The organism is Niveibacterium sp. COAC-50 (assembly GCF_013184235.1).
GTDB classification, from domain to species: Bacteria; Pseudomonadota; Gammaproteobacteria; order Burkholderiales; family Rhodocyclaceae; genus Niveibacterium; species Niveibacterium microcysteis.
Genome location: NZ_JABCJM010000002.1, coordinates 756,138 through 776,388, shown reverse-complemented (window position 1 = coordinate 776,388; position 20,251 = coordinate 756,138). Strand labels below are relative to the sequence as shown.

The following is a 20,251-nucleotide window of genomic DNA, read 5'->3' as shown; positions in this document are numbered from 1 at the left end:
CGATCAGCTCAGGCGCACAGGCGAATGCAGCGCCGGCGCTTCGATGCTGCCGTGCGTCGGGGCCGGCTGCTGATGGCCGCGCCGCAGGGTGCCAAGGCCAAAAAAGAAGAAGAACGAGATCAGCAGCCCGAGGATCACCAGGACAACCGAGAGGGTGCTTCGTAAGGCCGCCGATTTGGTGAAGTGCCTCGCCAGGCCGGTTACCGCAAAGAGGCAAACAAGCGAGATGAGGGCCGGAAGGAAATAGTCCAGCAAGAGATGTCCCTTCTTTGGCGCGCGCAATGGCATTGCGCTGGGTGAGGGACGAATCATAAGCGCACCGGGCGCGGCGTCGGCTGCGCCGGGTCATCGTCCGGCGCGGGCTTGCGGGCATGTCAGCTCGGCCAGCGCGGGTCGGAACGACCCGCCCTACTGGGCCGCAGGTGGAGCGGGCGGGCGATTCTTCGCTACGGGTTCGATCACGGGTCAGCCCGGGATATCGGGCTCGACGAGCGTCGCCAGTTGCGCGAGCGACTCCTGCCAGCCGAGGTAGCACATCTCGACCGGAATCACCTCCGGCACGCCCTCCTGCACCACGCTGATCTCGGTGCCGCAGGACACGGGCTTCAGCGTCACCGTCGTCTGCATCTCGCCGGGCAGGTTTGGGTCGTCGAACTTGTCGGTGTAGCAAAGCTTCTCGAACGGCACCAGCTCCAGATACTCGCCGCCGAAGGAATGCCCGTGGCCGGTCGAGAAGTTCGTGAACGTCATCCGGTAACTGCCACCGACCACGGCGTCGAGCTGATGCACCTTGCAGGTGAAGCCGTACGGCGGCAGCCACTTCGCCATCGCATCAGCGTCCAGAAACGCACGAAAGACACGCGCGGGCGTCGCCCGAAGCACACGATGAAGTCGGATGGTTCCTGTGGGCATGATTGGTTCGTCTTTTGATGCTGCGTTTGGGGGGAAGTCGGTACTTGGGAGCCCCCGCAGTCGGCACGCTGACCTGCGGTAGCGGTAGGGCGGGTTAGCCAAAGGCGTAACCCGCCTTTCATGACGTCCCCATTCGGCATCCCTTGATGGCGCACGGATTGGCCGTCGACGAACCCGCCCGACGCTGCGGGGCGACAGAGTTCAGATCAAGCCGCCACCCAGCGGATTCCAGCGGGTCTTACCCTCACGCGTAGTGAACTTTGGCTGGGTGCGCTGAAGCTTAACGCCTGTTCCTGCGAGGTCGTTAAGCAACCGGAGGGAGATGAGATCGGCGGAATCCCGTGCGTCTTTGTCAAATGCCATGTCCGTTGAGCCGCGCGCCACGATCCGGCTGCTGCTTCTCTCGAAGAGTTCGAATCGGGCGCTCGCGCCAAGTCCGTCACACGACTTTGTCGCATGAAGCTCCTTCGGCACGACTGTGAGGACGTGCGTAGGTTGAGGCTCCCTGTCGGGAACGCGGGCATATTGGTCGTAAGCTAGCGTGAAGGTGACGTCCGCAAGGTTGTAGCCGAACGTATCCGCAGCTTTGGCGGCAAAGTCTTTTTGGAACGTCGGGCCAAAGTAGCCAAGCCCCTTGAAGCAGTTACCGATTATCGTCGTAGGATCTGGGCTGGGAAGCACCACGAAGACAGCAAGACGTCCGACGGGCTGCACGCTTTCAGGCGCCACCATCAATTTCGGCGCAGCACACGCCGCTACGAGCACGGCGGACAAACACGACAAGACGAAGGCCTTCTGCATTTTTTTGATCCGATGGTGACAAACAAAAGTCCTCGGATTATCACAGTCTTAAAGCCGCCCAAGGCAACACAGCTCAAACGGACGCAGCTATCTCTTTGCGTATTCGGAACCGACCGCAGGTCGCTCGGGTTGAGCAGGCAAAGCCCAACGCTCTCGATCCGTAAGGCAGGTTGTGCGAGAACCGCGGGCCTTCGTCTCCGTGCGCACGCTCTAAGCTTGCCGCACCCGTGAGGCGAGAAACCCCTTCAACGCCCGCCCCGTATGCGTCTTCGCCTTGACGCATTTCGCCACCGGCCCGGCGAAGACGATTTCGCCGCCGCCGTCGCCGCCTTCCGGCCCCAGGTCCACGATCCAGTCCGCTTCGGCCATGACGTCGAGGTCGTGTTCGATGACGAGCACGGTGTTGCCGGCGTCGACGAGGCGGTGGAGGACGTGGATGAGTTTTTCGACGTCGGCCATGTGCAGGCCAACGGTGGGTTCATCCAGCACGTAGAGCGTGTGCGGCGTTCTGGCACGGGCGCGCGCGGCGGGGTCGGTCTTGACCTTGACCAGCTCGGTGACGAGCTTGATGCGCTGCGCTTCGCCGCCGGAGAGCGTGGGTGAGGGCTGGCCGAGGGTGAGGTAGCCGAGGCCGACGTCCTGCAAGAGCTTGAGCGGGTGCTGGATCGTCGGGTGGGCGGCGAAGAAGTCGACGGCTTCGTCGATCTCCATCGCGAGCACGTCGGCGATGCTCTTGCCGCGCCAGGTGGCGCTGAGGGTGTCGGTGTTGAAGCGCGCGCCGTTGCAGACGTCGCAGGGCACTTTCACATCCGGCAGGAAGCTCATCTCGACGGTGCGCTGGCCCTGGCCGTCGCAGGCGTCGCAGCGGCCGCCTGCGGTGTTGAAGGAGAAGCGGCCCGGCGCCCAGCCGCGCAGGCGCGCGGTTTCGCTGTCGGCGTAGAGCTTGCGGATGGCATCCCAGAAGCCGATGTAGGTGGCCGGGCAGGAGCGCGGCGTTTTGCCGATCGGGGTCTGGTCGACTTCGAGCACACGGCCGACCGGCTGCCAGCCGGTGATCGCCTCGCAGCCTTCCAGCACCACCTTGGCGCCCTTGGTGCGGCTGTTGAAGGCCTGCGTGGCGACGAGGCGGCGCAGGTTCTTGTGCAGCACGTCGCGCGCGAGCGTGGACTTGCCCGAGCCCGACACGCCGGTGACGACGATGAGACGGCCGAGCGGGATCTGCGCGGTGACGTTCTTGAGGTTGTGCAGCGCCGCGCCTTCGACGGTGACCATGGGCGTCTCGGCATCCACCTTGCGCGCCGGTTGCAGCGGGTGCGCGAGCGGCGCGCGCAGCGTGCGGCCGGTGACCGATTCGGGCACTGCCATCAGCGCCGCGGCATCGCCTTCCGCGACGATGTTGCCGCCGCGCGTGCCGGCGCCGGGGCCCATGTCGATGACGTGGTGGGCGCGGCGGATGGTCTCTTCGTCGTGCTCGACGACGACCACGGTGTTGCCCTTGGCTTCGAGCGCGTGCAGCGTGTCGAGCAGCATCGCGTTGTCGCGCGGGTGCAGGCCGATCGAGGGTTCGTCGAGCACATAGCAGACGCCGCGCAGGTTGGTGCCCAGCTGCGAGGCGAGGCGGATGCGCTGCGCCTCGCCGCCGGAGAGCGTGGGCGCGGCGCGGTCCAGTGCGAGGTAGCCGAGGCCCACGTCTTTCAGGAAGGCGAGGCGCGACTTGAGTTCGGCGACGATATCGCGGCCGATCTCACCCTCGCGGCCCGCGAGTTTGAGCGTGCCGACCCAATCCGCCAGCCCCTCGACCGACAGGTGCGCATAGTCCGCGATGCTGTTGTCGCGGTAGCGCACTGCAAGCGCGGTGGGGTTGAGGCGCGCGCCTTCGCAGGCGGCGCACTCGGTTTCGGGCTCCACCTCTTCGTCCTCGCCCGCTTCACCTTCGTAGCGCAGGCCGGTGAATTCGGCGGCGGTGGCGTCGCCCTCGGGGTCGCGCATCGCGTCGCGCAGCCACTTGGGCAGCGTGTTGCCGGTGCCCATGCAGTCAGGGCACCAGCCGTGCTTGGAGTTGTAAGAGAACAGGCGCGGGTCGAGTTCCGGGAAGCTGGTGCCGCAGCTTGGGCACGCACGCTTGGTGGAGAACACGACGACCTCATCGCCGTCGATGAGGTGCAGCACGCCCTTGCCGAACTCCAGCGCCTTGGCGAGCGCATCGCGCAGCTCGGCCTCGTTGCGGGCGCCAACTTTCAGCGTGGCGACCGGCAGCTCGATGATGTGTTCCTTGAAGCGATCAAGACGTGGCCAGGGTTTGGTGGGCAGCAAGTCGCCATCCACCCGCAGCTGCGCGTAGCCCTTGCCGGCAGCCCACTTCGCGAGATCGGTGTAGAGGCCCTTGCGGTTGATGACCAGCGGCGCGGCGAGCGTGACCTCGCGGCCCTTGTAGTCGCGCAGCAGGCGCGCGGCGATTGCCTCAGGCGATTGCGGCTCGATCGCGCAGTCGCAGTCCGGGCAGTGCTGGGTGCCCAGCTTCACGAACATCAGGCGCAGGAAGTGGTGGATTTCGGTGAGCGTGCCGACCGTGCTCTTGCGCCCGCCGCGGCTGGTGCGCTGCTCGATCGCCACCGTGGGCGGAATGCCGTGGATGGCGTCAACATCGGGCTTGGCGGCCGGCTGCACGAACTGCCGCGCGTAGGCGTTGAGCGATTCGAGGTAGCGGCGCTGGCCTTCGGCGAAGACGATGTCAAAGGCCAGCGTGGACTTGCCCGAGCCCGACACGCCGGTGACCACGGTGAAGCGGCGGTGCGGAATCTCGACCGAGACGTTCTTCAGGTTGTGCTCACGTGCGCGCACCACGCCGATGGCGTCGCGCCGCGCGGGCAGGTAGCGGTGTTTCGGTTCGGCGACGAGGCGCGCGGCGTTGTCGTTGGCCGCCGCCGCGGCCCCCACGCGCTTGGCCTTGCCAGCGGCCTTGGCCAGCTGTGCGGGCGCGGTGAGACGCACCAGGTAATCGGCCAGCGCGCGGCCGGTGTGGGTGTCGGCCTGCTGCAGGGCGCCCGGGGTGCCTTCGAAGACGATGGCCCCGCCGCCGTCGCCACCCTCGGGGCCGAGGTCCACCACCCAGTCGGCGGCGGCGATCACGTCGAGGTTGTGCTCGATCACCAGCACCGAGTGGCCGGCATCGACCAGCTTGGAGAGCGCACGCAGCAGCTTGGCCACGTCGTCGAAGTGCAGGCCGGTGGTGGGTTCGTCGAACAGGAACAGCAGGTGTTCCTTGGGCGCCGCCTTCTTCGCCTTGCTGCCCTTGCGGTGCAGCGCCTCGGCGGTCTGCGCGAGGTGGCCGGCGAGTTTGAGGCGCTGCGCCTCGCCGCCGGAGAGCGTGGGCACCGGCTGGCCGAGCGTCAGGTAGTCGAGACCAACGTCCACCAGCGGCTGCAGCGCGCGCGCGAGTTCGCCGTCCTTCGAGAAGAAGTCCAGCGCCTCGGCTACGGTCATGTCGAGCACGTCGGCGATCGACCTGCCTTCGAGCTTCACCTCCATGACTTCGGCGCGGAAGCGGCGGCCGTCGCAGTCCGGGCAGCGGATGTACACGTCGGAGAGGAACTGCATCTCGACGTGCTCGAAGCCGTTGCCGCCGCAGGTGGGGCAGCGGCCGTCGCCGGCGTTGAAGGAGAAGGTGCCGGCGGTGTAGCCGCGCTGCGCGGCTTCGGGCAGCGCGGCGTAGCGCTTGCGGATGCTGTCGAAGGCGCCGACGTAGCTGGCCGGGTTGGAGCGCGTGGTCTTGCCGATCTGCGTCTGGTCGACCATGACGACGCCGGTGATTTCGTCCAGCCCGTCGATCGAATCGAAGGCGCCGGGCGCTTCGGTGGCTTCGCCGAAATGCTTCTGCAGCGCGGGGTAGAGCACGTCCTGGATCAGCGTGGATTTGCCCGAGCCCGACACGCCGGTGACCGCGACGAAGCGGTGCAACGGCAGCGCGAGGTCGACGCCACGCAGGTTGTTTGCACTCGCGCCGCGCAGCGTGAGACGCGGCGTCCACCCGGCGACTTCGCGCGGTGTGAGGCCGGCATCGACGCGACGGTGGCCGCCGAGGTATTGCGCGGTGAGCGTATCGGTACGGGCGCGCAGTTCATCGGGCGAACCCCAGAACACGATCTCGCCGCCCTGCTTGCCCGGGCCGGGGCCGATGTCGAGAATGCGGTCGGCGGCGAACATCACCGCCGGGTCGTGCTCGACGACGATCAGCGAATTGCCGGCGTCGCGCAGGCGGTGCATGACGCCGTTGATGCGGTCCATGTCGCGCGGATGCAGGCCGATGGAGGGTTCGTCGAGCACGAAGAGCGTGTTCACCAGCGAGGTGCCCAGCGCGGTGGTGAGGTTGATGCGCTGCACTTCGCCGCCGGAGAGCGTGCGGCTCTGGCGGTCCAGCGTCAGGTAGGACAGCCCCACGTCGCACAGGAAGCCGAGTCGGCTGCGGATCTCGCCCATCAGCTGCTCGGTCGCTTGGTCGAGTGCGCCGGGCAGCGCTAGGGTGTCGAAAAACTGCTTGGCGCGCGCAATCGGCAGCTGCATCACGTCCTGCACATTGAGGCCGGGCAGCGTGTCGAGAATCTCGGCCCGCATCGTCACCCCGTGCGGGCGGAAGCGGCGCAGCTTGGGTGCCAGCGCGCGATCTGCTTCTTCGCGGCTGCCGACACGCCACAGCAGCGGCTCGGTCTTGAGCCGCGCGCCGTCGCACACGGTGCAGGGGGTGTAGGCGCGGTAGCGCGACAGCAGCACCCGGATGTGCATCTTGTAGGCCTTGGTCTCCAGCCAGTCGAAGAAGTGGCGCACGCCGTACCACTTGCCGGGCCAGGACTTGTCCCAGTTCACCCAACCGTCGTCGCCCTCGAAGACCCAGCGGCGGTGCTCCTCGGGCAGGTCGCGCCAGGGGATGTCCATCGCCACGCCGCGCTTCTTGGCGAACTTGGCGAGGTCGGTCTGGCATTCCTTGTAGCTCTCGGTCTGCCAAGGCTTGATCGCGCCGTCGGCGAGGCTCTTCGACTCGTCGGGGATGATCAGGCCGGGATCGATGCCGATGACGCGGCCGAAACCGCGGCAGGCCTCGCAGGCGCCCACCGCGCTGTTGAACGAGAAATGCGCCGGCGTGGGGTCGGCGTAGTGGATGTCGCAGTCGGCGCAGTGCAGATCGCTGGAGAACTTCCAGACTGGCTTGGTGCCGTCGCTGACCTCGCCACCAACATGCACCTCGACGCGGCCGTTGGCCAGCCGCAGCGCCGCCTCCAGTGCCTCGGCCAGACGCGCAGGTTCGGCGTTGGAGAAGCGGAAGCGGTCGGCCACCACGGCCATCGTGCGCTCGCCCACCGGCTGCATCCGCGCATAACCCTGCGCTTCGAGCGCGGCGCGGATCTCGGCCTCGCTGAAGTTGGCCGGAATCGCCACCGGCGCAACCAGCGCGAGGCGCGGGTCTTCAGCTTGGGTGCGCTCGGCCAGCGCCGCCGCGATGCTCTCGGAACTGTCTCGCTTCACCGCCGCGCCGCAGCGCTTGCAATGCAGGTGGCCGCAGCGCGCGAACAAGAGCTTCAGGTGGTCGTTGAGCTCGGTCATCGTGCCGACCGTGGAGCGCGAGGTGCGTACCGGGTTGGTCTGGTCGATGGCGATGGCGGGCGGCACGCCGTCGATGCGGTCCACCTGCGGCTTGTCCATGCGGTCGAGGAACTGCCGCGCGTAGGGCGAGAAGGTCTCGACGTAGCGCCGCTGGCCCTCGGCGTAGAGCGTGTCGAACACCAGCGAACTCTTGCCCGAACCGGACGGCCCGGTCACCACGACCAACTCGCCGGTGGGGATGTCGAGGTCGAGGTTCTTCAGGTTGTTCTGGCGGGCGCCGCGGATCTGGATCGTGTCGGGACCGGGGGTCGTCATGGCTGGCCTGGGCTTTCGGAAGCGGGGATCGGATATTCTAACTGTATAAATTGCCAGCCTGCACGCGCATGCGGTGCACTCCGGAACCGGGGCGGCGCGGCAAAGCTGTCCGACAAGGCGATTGCTTCAAGGTTTCGAAATGCCTGGTTCGGCGCGCCAGAACTTGCGGCCAAGCCACGACGGTCATCGAAAACCCGGCCCCGCGCATTGGATATGGCTACAGGTGTTGGCCAGGATGCCGACAATGACTTGGCGTCGTTGCAACCTTCGCGCCCGAAACACAATCAAATAGCAAAAGCCAACGGGGGAACCAGAGCATGTCCGTCAAACACTCACTGTGCGCCATCGCGCTGGCGCTGTCGGCCGCGCCCTCATTGGCGGCCGATGTCGGCGTATCGATCAGCATCGGCCAACCGGGCTTCTACGGCCAGATCGACATCGGCAGCTTCCCGCGACCGCAGGTGATCTACAGGCAACCGGTGATCATCGAACCCGGGCGAAGCTACGGCGGACCGGTCTACCTCCGCGTGCCGCCCGGTCACGAGAAGCATTGGGGCAAGCACTGCGCCAAGTACAACGCATGCGGGCGGCCGGTGTATTTCGTGCGCGACGACTGGTACGAGCGCGAATACGTGCCCGCCTACCGGGCCCGCTACGGCGAAGGCGACCGCTACGACGATGACGACCAGGGGCACGGCAAGGGCAAAGACAAGGGCCACGGCAAAGGACACGGGAAGGGGCACGGGCACGACTGAGGGCGGCATTTGGCCCAACGCGGCGGTTCATACCCCCGAATCGCCGCGCTTATCCAGAGTGGCGCCGGCGTGATCACTCCGCCAGGAAGGGCAGCGTGTCCCCGCTCGTGCCCGACCGCCCGGAAACATTCCGTTTGTGACTTGCTGCACAGTGTCGTTTTCGTCGCTAAACGGTTGCAGACGGGCAAACCAGAGCCACCCGACCGCCCAGTGCGCCCTCCGGCGCAATTCGTTCGCATCGAAAAACCCATTTGCATAGATTGTAAAAACGTGATCCACGTGCGGTAGTTGGCGCCCTCCGAGGTGCCGGGCGCATACGCTATCGCCCATTCTGCCGAAGCGTCGCCGCCTTCGGTCAGGCCCACGAACTCCCCCTAGGATCACAACCGGTGCAGGTGCTCGATCAAGCCCATGCTTCCCCGACCGTCGACCAAATCGCCTTCGAGCGCTTTGATGGAATGACCGCGGCTGTCGTCGAGGCATGGCGGGAACTACATGCTGGATACAACAACCACGAGTCGGTCTATTCGAGCCCAGCCTTTTTTGCTGCGCTATCACGCACAGAGCCCGCAAGTGGCTTGGTCATCGCGACGCGGCGTTGTCTTGCGACCGGGCAAATACTCGGCATCGCCCCGCTGAGAATGCGCGAGCAACTGATCGATCCGCACGGCATCGCGGGGCGCATTCTTCGCCGTCACATGCGGGTCTGGGGGTTGTCGGGCAGCGAACCGCTCGTGTCCAACCCCCAGAAATCCGATGATTCAATCACGCGAATGCTGTGCGCACTGGGTGACGCCCCCGGCGAATTCGATGCGCTTGAACTGCAGTCGGTAGATGTTGATAGCGGCCTGTGGCGAGCGGTCTTCTCGCCTGAGGTGCAGCGCAGATTCCGGGTTTATCTTCCGAATGGCGTTCGCTCGTGCCACCAGTCTCCATTGCCGGATAGTCAGGAAGCCTATCTTGCGCAGTTTCCCCGCAAGAAGCGCTACAACCTTTCACGCCAGATTCGTCAGATCGGTGAGAACCTTGGCGGCACGGCAACCGTGGTACCGATCACCGAAGTCAACCAGATCGACACGCTGTTCTCGGCCGTAAAGACGATCGGAAATGACGGCGGGTCGCTGCTTGCTCGGAGCGAGTACGAGGCCCTTGCCACGCAGGGGCTCCTGCTGAATTTCGTGGTCCAGGCCGGCGGGACCCCTATCGCCGTGATCCTTGGTATCCCCTCGGGCTCGGTGTATCGCATTCACCGCGTGCTTTACGCACAGAGTCTCGCACCCTATTCGCCCGGCACTTCCACGCTCCACATGCTCAACGAGTGGATGATTGCCAACTCGGGCTTCCGTCTGGTCGATTTCGGCTTCGGGGAACCAGGCCGAACCTACAGCTCGTCAAACCGCCTCGTCGAACGAGCGCGGATCTACCTGGTTCGCCAGACATTGCGAAACCGGGTGAGCTTCACCGCTCACCGAGCGCTGGTGCGAATTGAAGGCAGGCTTCGTTCCCTGCTCGACCGAACGCAAACCGCATGTAAAGACTGGTTGAGCGGCAGGGCAACTGCACCGTTGGACAGCCAGGCCTGAGTTGCTCGGCCTCGCCTGAATCCGACGTCCGCTCTGATGCGGACCAGGAGCGCTATAGTTCCGGCTCCAACGCGGAGTCCGGTAATGAGTTATTTCAAGCATCACGTGTTCTTTTGTTGCAACCAGCGCCCGGCGGGCGAGAGCTGCTGTGCCGACCATGGGGCGGCGGAGATGCAGGCCTATGCGAAGGACCGCATCAAGGCACTGAAGCTCAACGGCGAGGGCAAGGTCCGCATGAACAAGGCGGGTTGCCTCGATCGCTGTGACGAAGGGCCGGTACTAGTGGTGTACCCGGAAGGGACCTGGTACACCTACGTCGACAAGACCGACATCGACGAGATCATCGATTCGCACATCGTCGGCGGCAAGGTCGTGGAGCGCCTGAAGCTCAAATGACGGCCTCCACGATCACACGGTTCCCGGCCCCCGACGAGGGCCGCGGCGCGCTTGGGGCTGCCCGGCGCACGCCGGAGAACGACGCATGAGAAAAGTCCTGCCGACCGAGAAGTTCTTCATCGATGGCCCCGTGGGGCCGATCGAGATCCTGCGCGACACGCCGGAAGGTGCCCACGGGCTGGCGATCATCGCGCACCCGCATCCGCTGTTCGGCGGTACCAACACCAACAAGGTGGCACACACGCTGGCACGCACGCTGTGCGGCTTGGGTTACTGCGCGCTGCGGCCGAATTTCCGTGGCGTCGGCGGCACCGCCGGTACGCACGACCACGGCGACGGCGAATCGGAAGACCTACTCGCGGTGATCGACTGGGCGCAGGCGCCGAGGGAAACGCCGGGCCGCCCCAAGTTTCCCGATACCCCCTCGGGGGGTGGCTCGCCGCATGGCGGCGAAGCAGGGGGCGCAGGGTTCGGCGACGGACCGTTGGTGCTGGCCGGTTTCTCGTTCGGCGCCTTCGTGCAGACGCGGGTGGCCAAGCGCTTGGCTGCCGCCGGCAGGCCGGCCAAGCGGCTGGTGCTGGTCGGTACCGCATCGGGCTTCATCGAAGGCGCGCGCACCTACGACACCGAGGCGGTGACGCCGGACACGATCGTGATCCACGGCAACCGCGACGAGACGGTGCCGCTCGAGAATGTGCTGGCGTGGGCAGAGCCACTCCAGGTGCCGGTGGTGGTGGTGCCGGGCGCGGATCATTTCTTCCACACCCGCCTGCACATCCTGCGCGACATCATCGTGCGCGCCTGGCGCGAGTAGCCCCGCGGAGACGCCCCCTGTTTCACCCAGCACTATCGCTCGACGCCCAGCCGGTCAATCGCCGCAAGGTACTGCGCGCAATCATCGCAGTCGGCCTGCCGCTGGTGATCGCGCTGATCCGCCACGAGCTACTCCCCGCCGTGTATGGCGCCATCGCCGGCTTCTACACGATCTTCGTGGACTACGGCGGCTCCACCTACGAGCGAATCACCGCGATCCTGTACATGACGGTCGGCATGCTGCTGGCCGGCATTGCCGGCGTGGTGGGCCACTTCGTGCCGGGCGCGCCGCTGATCCTGCTGCTCGGCTTTGCCACACTGGCCGGCTGGCTGCAGGGCGCCGGCACCTCGGTGGAGTTCATCGGCAAGTACTGGCTGCTCGCCTTCCTGTTCGGTGATGGCGGCGGGGATCTGCCTCCGCTGTGCGGCACCTACGTGATCCTCGGCGGGCTCGCCGGCGTACTTTCGGTGCTGATCGACCGCGTGCTGTGGCGCTCGCCCGAACCGCAAAGCGCGCCAATGCTGGCAGATGCCGCCCGCAACCTGCTACGGCGGCGCCACAACAACGGTGCGTTCTCGTTCTACTTCGCCAGCCTCGTGGTGATCGGCTATGTGCTGGGCCACACACTGGGCCTGGCACGGCCGTACTGGGTGCCGCTGACGATCGTCATCGTCACCGTCTACGACCCGCGCCACAGCGTGCAGCGCCTGATACAGCGGCTGGCCGGCTCACTCTTCGGTGCCTTGTTCGGCTGGGCCGTGGTTCAGTATGTGCACACCGACTGGATGCTGGCCGCGATCGTCACGCTGATGGCGGCACTCACGCCGGTCGCACAGGCGCGCAACTACTGGGTCGCGACGATCACGATCACCGGCCTGGTGATGGTGGTGCTGGACATGGGCCAGCCTTACGAGATTCCATCGGCGCATGCCTTCGCGCTCGCGCGGCTGGCCGATTCCGTGATCGGCTGCCTCGTATGCGGCATCGGTGCGCAAATCTACCTGCGCGCCTTGCCGCATATCGAAGCCCGCCAAAGAAGACCGCGCCGCTGACGCGCCGATCCGCCGCGCAGCGTATGCTGCGCCCCTCGCCGTACAAGGAGCCATCATGCAACTGATCGCGTCATTGACCAGCCCGTTCGCGCGCAAGATCCGCGTGCAACTGGCCGAAAAAGGCCTGCCCTTCGTTCTCGTGCCGGAGAACCCGCACGATCCGGCAAGCCCGATCGGCCGCTTCAACCCGCTCGGCAAGGTGCCAGCGCTGGTGGCGGACGACGGCCGAACCTGGTTCGATTCGCCGGTCATCGCCGAGTACATCGAAACCCTCTCCGCAGCCCCCTTCTTCCTGCCGGCAGACCGCCTCGCGGCGCTCGAAGTGCGGCAGGTGGAAGCACTCGCCGACGGCGTGACCGACGCCGGCATTCTGGTGCTGATGGAAAGCCGCCGCGCCGCCGAACAGCAAAGCGAGGCCTGGCGCGCGCGCCAGTGGGGCAAGGTGGAAAGCGGGCTCAACGCAATGCAATCGCTCGTCGCCGGGCGTACCTGGGTGGTCGGCGATGCGATGAGCCTTGCGGACATTGCGATCGGCTGCATGTGGGGCTGGCTGTTGCTGCGCTTCCCACACGCCGGTCTGCCTGCCCAGTACCCGGCGCTCGCCGCCTGGGTGGAACGGCTGATGCAGCGCCCCTCGTTCGCCCAGACCCACCCGCCGGCCTGATCGCCCAAGCCCCCGCATGACCGTGCTGCTGCTCAAGCTGGGGCTGGTACCGCTGCTGATCGCGGCGGTCACGGCGGCAGGCCGTCGCTGGGGGGCGGGCATGGCCGGTTTCCTCGCCGGCCTGCCGATCATCGTTGGGCCGATTCTGGCGCTGGTCGCCTGGGAACAAGGCGCTGATTACGCCGCTCACGCCGCGCTGGGGGCGCTCGCAGCGGTGCCTGCATCGATCGGCTTTGCGTTTGCCTACGCATGGGCTGCGCAACGGACACGCTGGGCGCAGGCCGAGCTGGTCGCGCTGGTAGCGTGGGCCTTGCTCGGCACGCTGGTGCTGGCGTGGCAGCCCGAGTTGCCGCTCGCAACGCTGCTCGCACTGGCGGGGGTGCTGGCACTGCCCTCCTGTTTCCCGTCGGGTCAGGAAGCCACGCGCGCATCCGGCCACGCACCGCCGCTGGCCGGGCGCATGCTCGCCGGCGCGTTGCTGACCTTGGCAGTAACCCTATCCGCCGCAGTGCTGGATGCGCGCATCAGCGGCTTGCTATCGCTGTTTCCCGTGATGATGAGCGTGATGGCGATCGCCACGCAGCGCCACGACGGCGCAAGCTTTGCCGCGCGGCTGCTGCAAGGCATGGTGCGCGGCATGATCTCGGTGGTCGCCTTCTGCGGCGTGCTCGCCGCCCTGTTGCCGACATTGGCGGCCGTTCCGGCTTTTGGCCTTGCCACCGCCGCCGCACTTGCCACACACGGCCTGCGCGCCGGCTTGGGTCGCTGCCGGTCATGAAGTGGCCATCGCGCAACGAACGTGTCCGCGCCATGCGGCAGCGGCTCGAAACACAGGGCTGGCCACGCCTGCAGATGAGTCTGCTGGTCGCGCTCGCGGGGGCTGCGGGGTTTCTCGGCAACTGGGGTCTGCTGCACGCGGGCTTCGGCAAGATGGCGCTGCGCTATCCGCTCGCAGTGCTGGTCGCGTGGGGCGCCTTTCTGGCGCTGCTGTGGGTGTGGCTGAAGGCACGCGAAAGGGAAGACGTCGCCGATGCCGGCGATGCGCTCGACTTGCTGCCGGAGAGCGGCGGCGCACCCGCCCGTGCTGGCAACGCCGCATCGGACGCCGGCGCCGGCGATCTATTCGATGGCCTCGCCGCGGCCGATGAATTCGCGCTGCCTTTGATCGCGATCGTATTTGTCGTGACGCTGCTGCTCGCGGCGTTGTGGATCGTGACCGGCGCCCCCACGCTGTTCGCCGAGCTGCTGGTCGACAGTGCGCTGAGTGCCAGCCTCTACCATCGGATGCGCCACGGCGACGCGAATCACTGGCTCGAGACCGCCTGGCGGCGAACCCGAACCCCCTTCGCGGTAACCGCCCTCATGCTTGCCCTGCTCGGTTTTGCGGTGCAGACCTTGCACCCGGGCGCGCATACGCTCGGCCAGGCGATGGCCGCCGCCCACGCGCGCAACGACTAGGCCGGCAAACCCTCACCACGCGCCACCGCCAAGCACGGCGCGAGGTCCGCTTCAACGCTTTCAACCACCGCTCGGTCGAGCAGTCCTGCCGCGATCAGGCGATGCAGTTCGGCCAGCACCGCCGCATCAGCCATCGGCGCGCGGTAGGGGCGGTTCTGCACCAAGGCCTGACACACGTCGGCCACCGCGATGATGCGCGCCGGAAGCGGCAATTCGCCTGCCGCCAGGTGGAAGGGATAGCCCGAACCATCGAGCTTCTCGTGGTGGCTTGCGGCCCACAGCGCGATTTCTTCCATGCCACCGATCCAGTGCAGGATCTGGTAGGTCTCGAAGGAGTGCCGCAGCATCGCCGCGCGCTCGCCCGGCTCAAGCGGCGCCGGTTTCTCGAGTACTGAATCCGGCACCCGCAGCTTGCCCACATCGTGCAGCAGCGCGGCGATCTCGATCCGCGCGCAGGTCGCGTCGTCGAGACCCAGTCGGCGCGCCAGATATAGCGCGAGGCGCGCGACCCCGAGGGAATGCTCGGTCGTGAAGGGGCTCTTCGCGTCGATGATCTGCGCAAACATCAGCGCGAACTGCCGCAGGCCGGCGAGGTCGATGTCGGTGGCGAGGCCGCGTTTGGCCACGTCGTGCAGGTAGCGCCACAGATAGCGGCGTTCCAGGTACAGCCAGAAGGCTTCGCGCCGCGATGCGGCCATGAAGGCGTCGACCAGATCGGGGCAGAACAGGCCGCCGGCGTTAGCGGCGATCGTGCGGCGCCCCTCTTCCTTGCGCATCAGGTAATCCGGCGCGCCGTAGAAGGGCGCGGTCAGCGCATCGACACGGTCGACCAGGAAGATCAGGTTGGCATCGTGCGCCAGCTCCGGGTCGAGATCAGCCGGCATCGCCGACCAGTGCGTGTGGTGCCAGCGCACCACGGGCGCGAGCCGCGCAAGCGCCGGCACATCGGCCAGCAAGCGGGCGCCCAGCACGCAGTGGGCCTGCGAGCCGATCCAGTCGAACTCGCCCACCAGGTGCTGATGCACGCGGGTGGAAGAGACGCCGCAGTCGTGCAGCATGCCGGCGTGCAGCAAGCGCGCACAGCGGTCGTCGTCGTAACCCAGTTCGCGCCCGCATTCGGCGGCCATCACGGCGACCCGCTTGCCGTGCAGATCGTCGTCCACGCCGACCAGATCCACCGCGTCGGACAGCGCAAACACCATGTCGGCAAGCATGACTTCCATGTCCCCTCCCACTCGCTGCGATGAAGGCTATCGTGGTCCGGCGCGTGCTTTTCAGCACGCCGGCATTATCCTCCCGCGGTGCTGTGTCGGGCTAGCATTCGCGCGGGCGCCAAGCCGGTGTAATCTCGCTGCTGGCCTCACTCCCCCGCGCCACCCATGCCCCCTGACCGCCGTTCTCATGTACCGATTACCCTGCGTGTTGCGCGCACCCTGGCCACTGCGCTGGGCGAACGTGACGAAGGCACCCGTGCGCATTGCGAACGCGTCGTGGCGCTCGCTGACATGCTCGGCACCGCCTGCAAGCTGAGCCGCACTGAACTGCGCGTGCTGCATGTGGCGGCCTGCCTGCACGACATCGGCAAGCTGGGGGTGCCCGATGAGGTACTGCACAACCCGGGCCCGCTCGATGCCGCGGGCTGGGCGGTGATGCGCACGCATCCGGAGCGCGGTCAGCGGATTCTCTCGACGCTCGGGCTCGACCACGCGGATGCGGTGGGGCTCGCAATCCGCCATCACCACGAACAGTTCAACGGCGAGGGCTACCCGGACCGCATCGCAGGCGAGTCGATCCCGGTGGTGTCGCGCATCATCGCGATGGCCGACAGCTACGATGCGATTGCGACACGACGCGTGTATCGCGATGCGCGCCCGCATCACCACACGATGGAAACCCTGGAGGCCGAGCGCGGCCGCAAGCTTGACCCGTGGCTGTTCGACCGCTTCGCAGCACTGATCGAACACAGCCCGCTGCGGGCGATGTAGGGTGTTTTACGGAAAGTGCGCGTCGGCCGGATGCCGCGCGCGCCAGGCGGTGATCGCCCGTTCGAACTCGGCACGCGACTCGTTGTAGCGGTTCCACACACACTGATCGCCGCAGCCGCTTTCGCAGCACTCGCCGTCGTGCGGCGGTTCAGGCGGCTCGGGCATCGGATCGAAGGGGTCGTCGTCGTGCGTGCGCATGGAACAGAATCTAGAAATCGATGCCGAGCAATGTAACAGCCCTGCACTGCCATCCGCCCTTGCCCGAACCTGAGTACAACGCCGCCCTGCCCTCTCCGCCATGCCTACCCTGACCCACTTCGCCGACCCACTCCCCACCCCGACGCCCGACCGGCCACGGCCGGACCGCCTGATCCGCGGCAACCCGGCCCGCCTGACCTGGACGCTGCACGAAAGCGCCGACGGCCAGACCAGTGCCGGCATCTGGGCGTGCGAACCCGGCGCATGGCGGATCGCGTTCCCGGCCGGCAAGGAGGAGTATTTCCATGTGCTGGAGGGGCGGATCCGGATCGCGGATACCGCCGGTGCCGCACGCGAATTCGGGCCGGGCGATGCAGGCGTGATCCCGGCCGGCTTTGTAGGCAGCTTCGAGGTGCTCGAAGCAGTACGCAAACACTTCGTCGTGGTCGACCGCGACGCCCGCAAATAAGTCAGATTCCTCACCCCCCGGAGGCCCCGATGCGAATTGCCGTTTTCGATACCCACCCTTACGACGAGCGCGCGCTCAACGAAGCCAATGCGGCCGGCGAACATGAGCTGGAGTTCTTCGAGGAGCGCCTGCACAGCAAGACTGCCGACCTCGCGCAGGGTTTCGATGCCGTGTGCCCCTTCGTCAATTGCCGCCTTGGCGAGCGCGTGCTGACCAAGCTGGCGGGCTTTGGCGTCAAGCTGGTCACGCTGCGCGCCGCCGGCTACAACGGCATCGACATCGCCGCGGCTGAACGCCTGGGCATCAAGGTCACGCGCGTGCCGGCGTATTCGCCCGAAGCGGTGGCGGAACACAACTTCGCACTGCTGCTGACACTGATCCGCAAGACGCACCGCGCCTACAACCGGGTGCGCGAACAGAATTTCTCGCTCGACGGCCTCGAAGGCTTCAACCTGCACGGCAAGACCTACGCGGCGCTGGGCGCGGGCCGCATCGGCCAGTGCGCACTACGTATCGCCAAGGGCTTCGGCTGCAAGCTGCTGGCCTATGACCCGTACGAGAACCCCGCGGTGGCGGCCGACATCGGCTTCGAGTATGTGTCGCTGGCCCGGCTGCTGGCGGAAGCGGACGTGATCTCGCTGCATCTGCCGCTGAGCGAGCAAAGCCACCACATCATCGACGCAGCCGCGATCGCCCAGATGAAGCGCGGTGTGGTGATCGCCAACACCAGCCGCGGCGGCCTGATCGACACCCAGGCCCTGATCGACGGCCTGAAGACCGGGCAGATCGGCGGCGTCGGCCTCGATGTGTATGAACAGGAAGAAGGCGTGTTCTTCCACGACCTGTCCGACCAGCCGCTGCAGGACGACACGCTGGCCCGCCTGATGACCTTCCCCAATGTGCTGATCACATCGCACCAGGGTTTCCTGACGCGGGAAGCGCTCGCCGCGATTGCCAGCACCGCGCTCGGCAACGCCAGTGCCTTCGCGCGCGGCGAGGCGCTCGCGAACGAGGTGCGCAGCAGCTGAGCGATATCAGCGATAGCGCTGCATCAGGGCAGCGAACTCGCCGGCGGCCGCCAGTTCGCTCAGCGCCTGCTCAAGCGGTGCCAGCAGGCGTTGGTGCGGTGATGCGCGCGACAGCGTGAGGTAGGTGGGCTGGCCTACGATGCGATAGGGCGCCTTGTCGAAATGCAACTGCATTTCGCGCATCATCCAGTCCGCCTCGGCCTCGGGGATCACGACGGTATCGATGCGGCCGGCCCGCAACTTGCGCAGGGCCGCGGCGTAGTTGTCGGAGACATCCTTGCTGAGTTTTGCATCGTGGTCGAAGGTGGGCGAGTAGGACTTGCCCATCTCGACACCAATCTGCAGCTTGGCCAGATCCTCGTAGCGCTCGATCCGCGGGCCGTCGGGGCGCACGAGGAAGCGCTTGTCCACCGGAGGCAGGTTCGGCTGCAGGTAGTGCAGAAAAGTGGCGCGCTCGGGCGTCAGCAGCAGGCCGATCATCAGATCGGCCTCACCTTGCCGCATCATCGCGAGTGCCCGCGCCGGCGGCACTTCGACAAAACGCAAACGGCAACCGACGCGCTGCGCAAGGCGCTTGATCAGGTCGAAATAGATGCCGCGGGGCTCCGCGCCGGCAAAGATGCGAAAGGGCGGCGCCGCGTCGCCAACCACGGTGAGGGTTGGCACGTCATCGGCCGCCACGGCGCGCAAGGCGCCGAAGAGCAGCAGCAGTGCAAGCAGTAGCCTGCGCATCATTCCCAGATAACGGGCTGTTCCTCGGCCAGCGAGTATTGCATCAGCTCGATCAACGGCGCTGCTCGCTGCCACAGCGCAACCGGGCCATCCATGCCCCGCGGCGCTTCCTCGTCGTCGGCCTCGTCCATGGGTGCCGGCGTACGCGCCTTGTCCGCGGCCACCGCTTCACGCAGTGCAGCAATCGCGCCCGGCAACTGTGCAACGGTGACGATGCCTCGGGCGTCGTCCGGATCCTTGCCAATGACTTCCAGCAGAACGCGCGCAACCTTGCCGAACATGATGACGTCGCCCGCTGCGCGGGACTTGAATGTAACGATGGACATGCTGCCCTCCTGTTGCGCTGTTTGTTGCGGTGCAGGCAGGGCGGCCGCAGCCGGGTAAAATCGCGCATCCCCCCGCTCTGGCCGCCAACATGAAACGACTTGACCAACTGCTTGAACGAAATCAGGAATGGGCCCGCGAGATGGTCGCGGAGGACGCTGAATACTTCTCGCGTCTGGTCGCCCAGCAAAACCCCGAATACCTGTGGATCGGCTGTTCCGACAGCCGCGTGCCCGCCAACCAGATCGTAGACCTCGCGCCGGGTGAAGTGTTTGTTCACCGTAACGTCGCCAATCTGGTGGTGCACACCGATCTGAACTGCCTGTCAGTGCTGCAGTATGCCGTCGACGTGCTGCGTGTGAAGCACATTTTGGTCGTCGGTCACTATGGCTGCGGCGGCATCAAGGCTTCACTGAACGATCTGCGCCTTGGGCTGGTGGATAACTGGCTGCGCCATGTGCAGGACGTGCGCGACAAACATCGCGACCAACTCGCCACGATCGACGACGACAAAGCCAAGGTCGACCGGCTGTGCGAGCTGAACGTCGTCGAGCAAGTCGTCAACATTGCGCAGACGACGGTCATGAAGGATGCGTGGCAACGCGGCCAGCCGGTCACGGTGCACGGCTGGTGCTATGGCCTGCAGGATGGTCTGGTGCGCGATCTGGACATGAGCATCGGACGCGAACGCGACCTGCGCGACGCCTACCTCGCGGCGGTCGGCAGCGCATAAAAAGAAGCCGAGCCCGCCTCGTGGGCGGCGGCTCGGCCAAGGGCACGCTTCAGAAGGGGTGGGCGCGCCGCGTCACCCCCGGCAGTTCGCATCGCGACGCGCCTTCGCCTGCGCCACCGCGACAGGTTTCTCCGCACTCAGGCGCGCTTGCGCAGCGGGGCTGCGATGCCCGACCACCACGATGCGCGGCACCGGCGCATCGGCTTGAAGGGGCAAGGTGATCGGCGCTTTGGCCGGGCGCGGGCGTTGCTCCGCGGCATGCGCGGCGCCAGCCGCCAGCAGGGCGGCCAGCAGCAAGACTGTGGATTTCATGGCTTCCTCGTTTCTGCCCGTACCGCCGGACGGGCTTCGGCCGCGCGGCGGGAGGACTCGGGGTAGAGCGGTACCGCGCAGGTCGGCATCTGAACCCGGCCACATGTCGGCACCATGTCGGTGAC

At 66.5% G+C, this 20,251-nt stretch carries 21 protein-coding genes; 12 read left to right on the top strand and 9 right to left on the bottom strand.

Annotation, left to right across the window (positions count from 1 at the left end):
- Positions 1–3 precede the first annotated feature (3 nt).
- The 4 genes from HH302_RS11070 to uvrA all read right to left on the bottom strand — a co-directional run bounded on the left by HH302_RS11070 (position 4) and on the right by uvrA (position 7,623).
- The gene (locus tag HH302_RS11070; RefSeq protein ID WP_172202231.1) at positions 4–255 is read right to left on the bottom strand and encodes a hypothetical protein; all 252 of its coding nucleotides are present in this window, start codon (positions 253–255) and stop codon (positions 4–6) included.
- Between the two features lie 210 nt (positions 256–465).
- Entirely contained in the window at positions 466–912 is a 447-nt protein-coding gene (locus HH302_RS11065) for an SRPBCC family protein (protein ID WP_172202230.1), read from the bottom strand.
- Positions 913–1,113: 201 nt separating this feature from the next.
- Positions 1,114–1,713: a hypothetical protein gene (locus HH302_RS11060; RefSeq protein WP_172202229.1), complete on the bottom strand. Its 600-nt coding sequence runs from the start codon at positions 1,711–1,713 to the stop codon at positions 1,114–1,116.
- A 210-nt stretch (positions 1,714–1,923) separates the two neighbouring features.
- Complete coding sequence (gene uvrA, locus HH302_RS11055; RefSeq protein WP_172202228.1) at positions 1,924–7,623, bottom strand: excinuclease ABC subunit UvrA; 5,700 nt, start codon at positions 7,621–7,623, stop codon at positions 1,924–1,926.
- A 317-nt stretch (positions 7,624–7,940) separates the two neighbouring features.
- Between uvrA and HH302_RS11050 the strand changes: the two genes are divergently transcribed.
- The 8 genes from HH302_RS11050 to HH302_RS11015 all read left to right on the top strand — a co-directional run bounded on the left by HH302_RS11050 (position 7,941) and on the right by HH302_RS11015 (position 14,345).
- The gene (locus HH302_RS11050) at positions 7,941–8,378 is read left to right on the top strand and encodes a hypothetical protein (RefSeq protein ID WP_172202227.1); all 438 of its coding nucleotides are present in this window, start codon (positions 7,941–7,943) and stop codon (positions 8,376–8,378) included.
- A 389-nt stretch (positions 8,379–8,767) separates the two neighbouring features.
- The gene (locus HH302_RS11045) at positions 8,768–9,961 is read left to right on the top strand and encodes a GNAT family N-acetyltransferase (protein WP_172202226.1); all 1,194 of its coding nucleotides are present in this window, start codon (positions 8,768–8,770) and stop codon (positions 9,959–9,961) included.
- Positions 9,962–10,045: 84 nt separating this feature from the next.
- On the top strand, positions 10,046–10,357 hold the full coding sequence (locus HH302_RS11040) for a ferredoxin (RefSeq protein ID WP_172202225.1): 312 nt from the start codon (positions 10,046–10,048) through the stop codon (positions 10,355–10,357).
- A gap of 85 nt (positions 10,358–10,442) precedes the next feature.
- Positions 10,443–11,171 (top strand): alpha/beta hydrolase, encoded by a 729-nt coding sequence (locus HH302_RS11035; protein WP_172202224.1) that lies wholly within the window; start codon positions 10,443–10,445, stop codon positions 11,169–11,171.
- A 104-nt stretch (positions 11,172–11,275) separates the two neighbouring features.
- The gene (locus HH302_RS11030) at positions 11,276–12,223 is read left to right on the top strand and encodes an FUSC family protein (RefSeq protein ID WP_172202223.1); all 948 of its coding nucleotides are present in this window, start codon (positions 11,276–11,278) and stop codon (positions 12,221–12,223) included.
- A gap of 55 nt (positions 12,224–12,278) precedes the next feature.
- Complete coding sequence (locus HH302_RS11025) at positions 12,279–12,887, top strand: glutathione S-transferase (protein WP_172202222.1); 609 nt, start codon at positions 12,279–12,281, stop codon at positions 12,885–12,887.
- Between the two features lie 16 nt (positions 12,888–12,903).
- Complete coding sequence (locus HH302_RS11020) at positions 12,904–13,665, top strand: hypothetical protein (RefSeq protein ID WP_172202221.1); 762 nt, start codon at positions 12,904–12,906, stop codon at positions 13,663–13,665.
- On the top strand, positions 13,662–14,345 hold the full coding sequence (locus HH302_RS11015; protein WP_172202220.1) for a hypothetical protein: 684 nt from the start codon (positions 13,662–13,664) through the stop codon (positions 14,343–14,345). Before HH302_RS11020 ends, HH302_RS11015 begins: the two co-directional genes overlap by 4 nt.
- Here HH302_RS11015 and HH302_RS11010 read toward each other — a convergent pair.
- Positions 14,342–15,568, bottom strand: a complete 1,227-nt coding sequence (locus HH302_RS11010; protein WP_172202218.1) for an HD-GYP domain-containing protein — start codon at positions 15,566–15,568, stop codon at positions 14,342–14,344. The genes HH302_RS11015 and HH302_RS11010 overlap by 4 nt on opposite strands.
- Positions 15,569–15,724: 156 nt before the next feature.
- Here HH302_RS11010 and HH302_RS11005 point away from each other — a divergent pair, with 156 nt between their 5' ends.
- On the top strand, positions 15,725–16,330 hold the full coding sequence (locus HH302_RS11005; protein ID WP_172202216.1) for an HD-GYP domain-containing protein: 606 nt from the start codon (positions 15,725–15,727) through the stop codon (positions 16,328–16,330).
- A 6-nt stretch (positions 16,331–16,336) separates the two neighbouring features.
- Here HH302_RS11005 and HH302_RS11000 read toward each other — a convergent pair whose 3' ends face one another.
- Positions 16,337–16,528: an oxidoreductase-like domain-containing protein gene (locus tag HH302_RS11000; RefSeq protein ID WP_172202214.1), complete on the bottom strand. Its 192-nt coding sequence runs from the start codon at positions 16,526–16,528 to the stop codon at positions 16,337–16,339.
- A 100-nt stretch (positions 16,529–16,628) separates the two neighbouring features.
- Here HH302_RS11000 and HH302_RS10995 point away from each other — a divergent pair, with 100 nt between their 5' ends.
- Positions 16,629–16,997: a cupin domain-containing protein gene (locus HH302_RS10995; protein WP_172202212.1), complete on the top strand. Its 369-nt coding sequence runs from the start codon at positions 16,629–16,631 to the stop codon at positions 16,995–16,997.
- 29 nt (positions 16,998–17,026) lie between these two features.
- The gene (locus HH302_RS10990; protein ID WP_172202210.1) at positions 17,027–18,025 is read left to right on the top strand and encodes a 2-hydroxyacid dehydrogenase; all 999 of its coding nucleotides are present in this window, start codon (positions 17,027–17,029) and stop codon (positions 18,023–18,025) included.
- A gap of 6 nt (positions 18,026–18,031) precedes the next feature.
- Here HH302_RS10990 and HH302_RS10985 read toward each other — a convergent pair whose 3' ends face one another.
- Positions 18,032–18,760 (bottom strand): ABC transporter substrate-binding protein, encoded by a 729-nt coding sequence (locus HH302_RS10985; protein WP_172202208.1) that lies wholly within the window; start codon positions 18,758–18,760, stop codon positions 18,032–18,034.
- Positions 18,757–19,083 (bottom strand): DUF1840 domain-containing protein, encoded by a 327-nt coding sequence (locus HH302_RS10980; RefSeq protein WP_172202206.1) that lies wholly within the window; start codon positions 19,081–19,083, stop codon positions 18,757–18,759. Before HH302_RS10980 ends, HH302_RS10985 begins: the two co-directional genes overlap by 4 nt.
- Before the next feature lie 89 nt (positions 19,084–19,172).
- Between HH302_RS10980 and can the strand changes: the two genes are divergently transcribed.
- Positions 19,173–19,814: a carbonate dehydratase gene (can, locus tag HH302_RS10975; RefSeq protein WP_172202204.1), complete on the top strand. Its 642-nt coding sequence runs from the start codon at positions 19,173–19,175 to the stop codon at positions 19,812–19,814.
- Positions 19,815–19,886: 72 nt separating this feature from the next.
- On the opposite strand, the gene HH302_RS10970 is transcribed toward can, so the two are convergent.
- The gene (locus HH302_RS10970) at positions 19,887–20,126 is read right to left on the bottom strand and encodes a hypothetical protein (RefSeq protein ID WP_172202202.1); all 240 of its coding nucleotides are present in this window, start codon (positions 20,124–20,126) and stop codon (positions 19,887–19,889) included.
- Positions 20,127–20,251 lie beyond the last annotated feature (125 nt).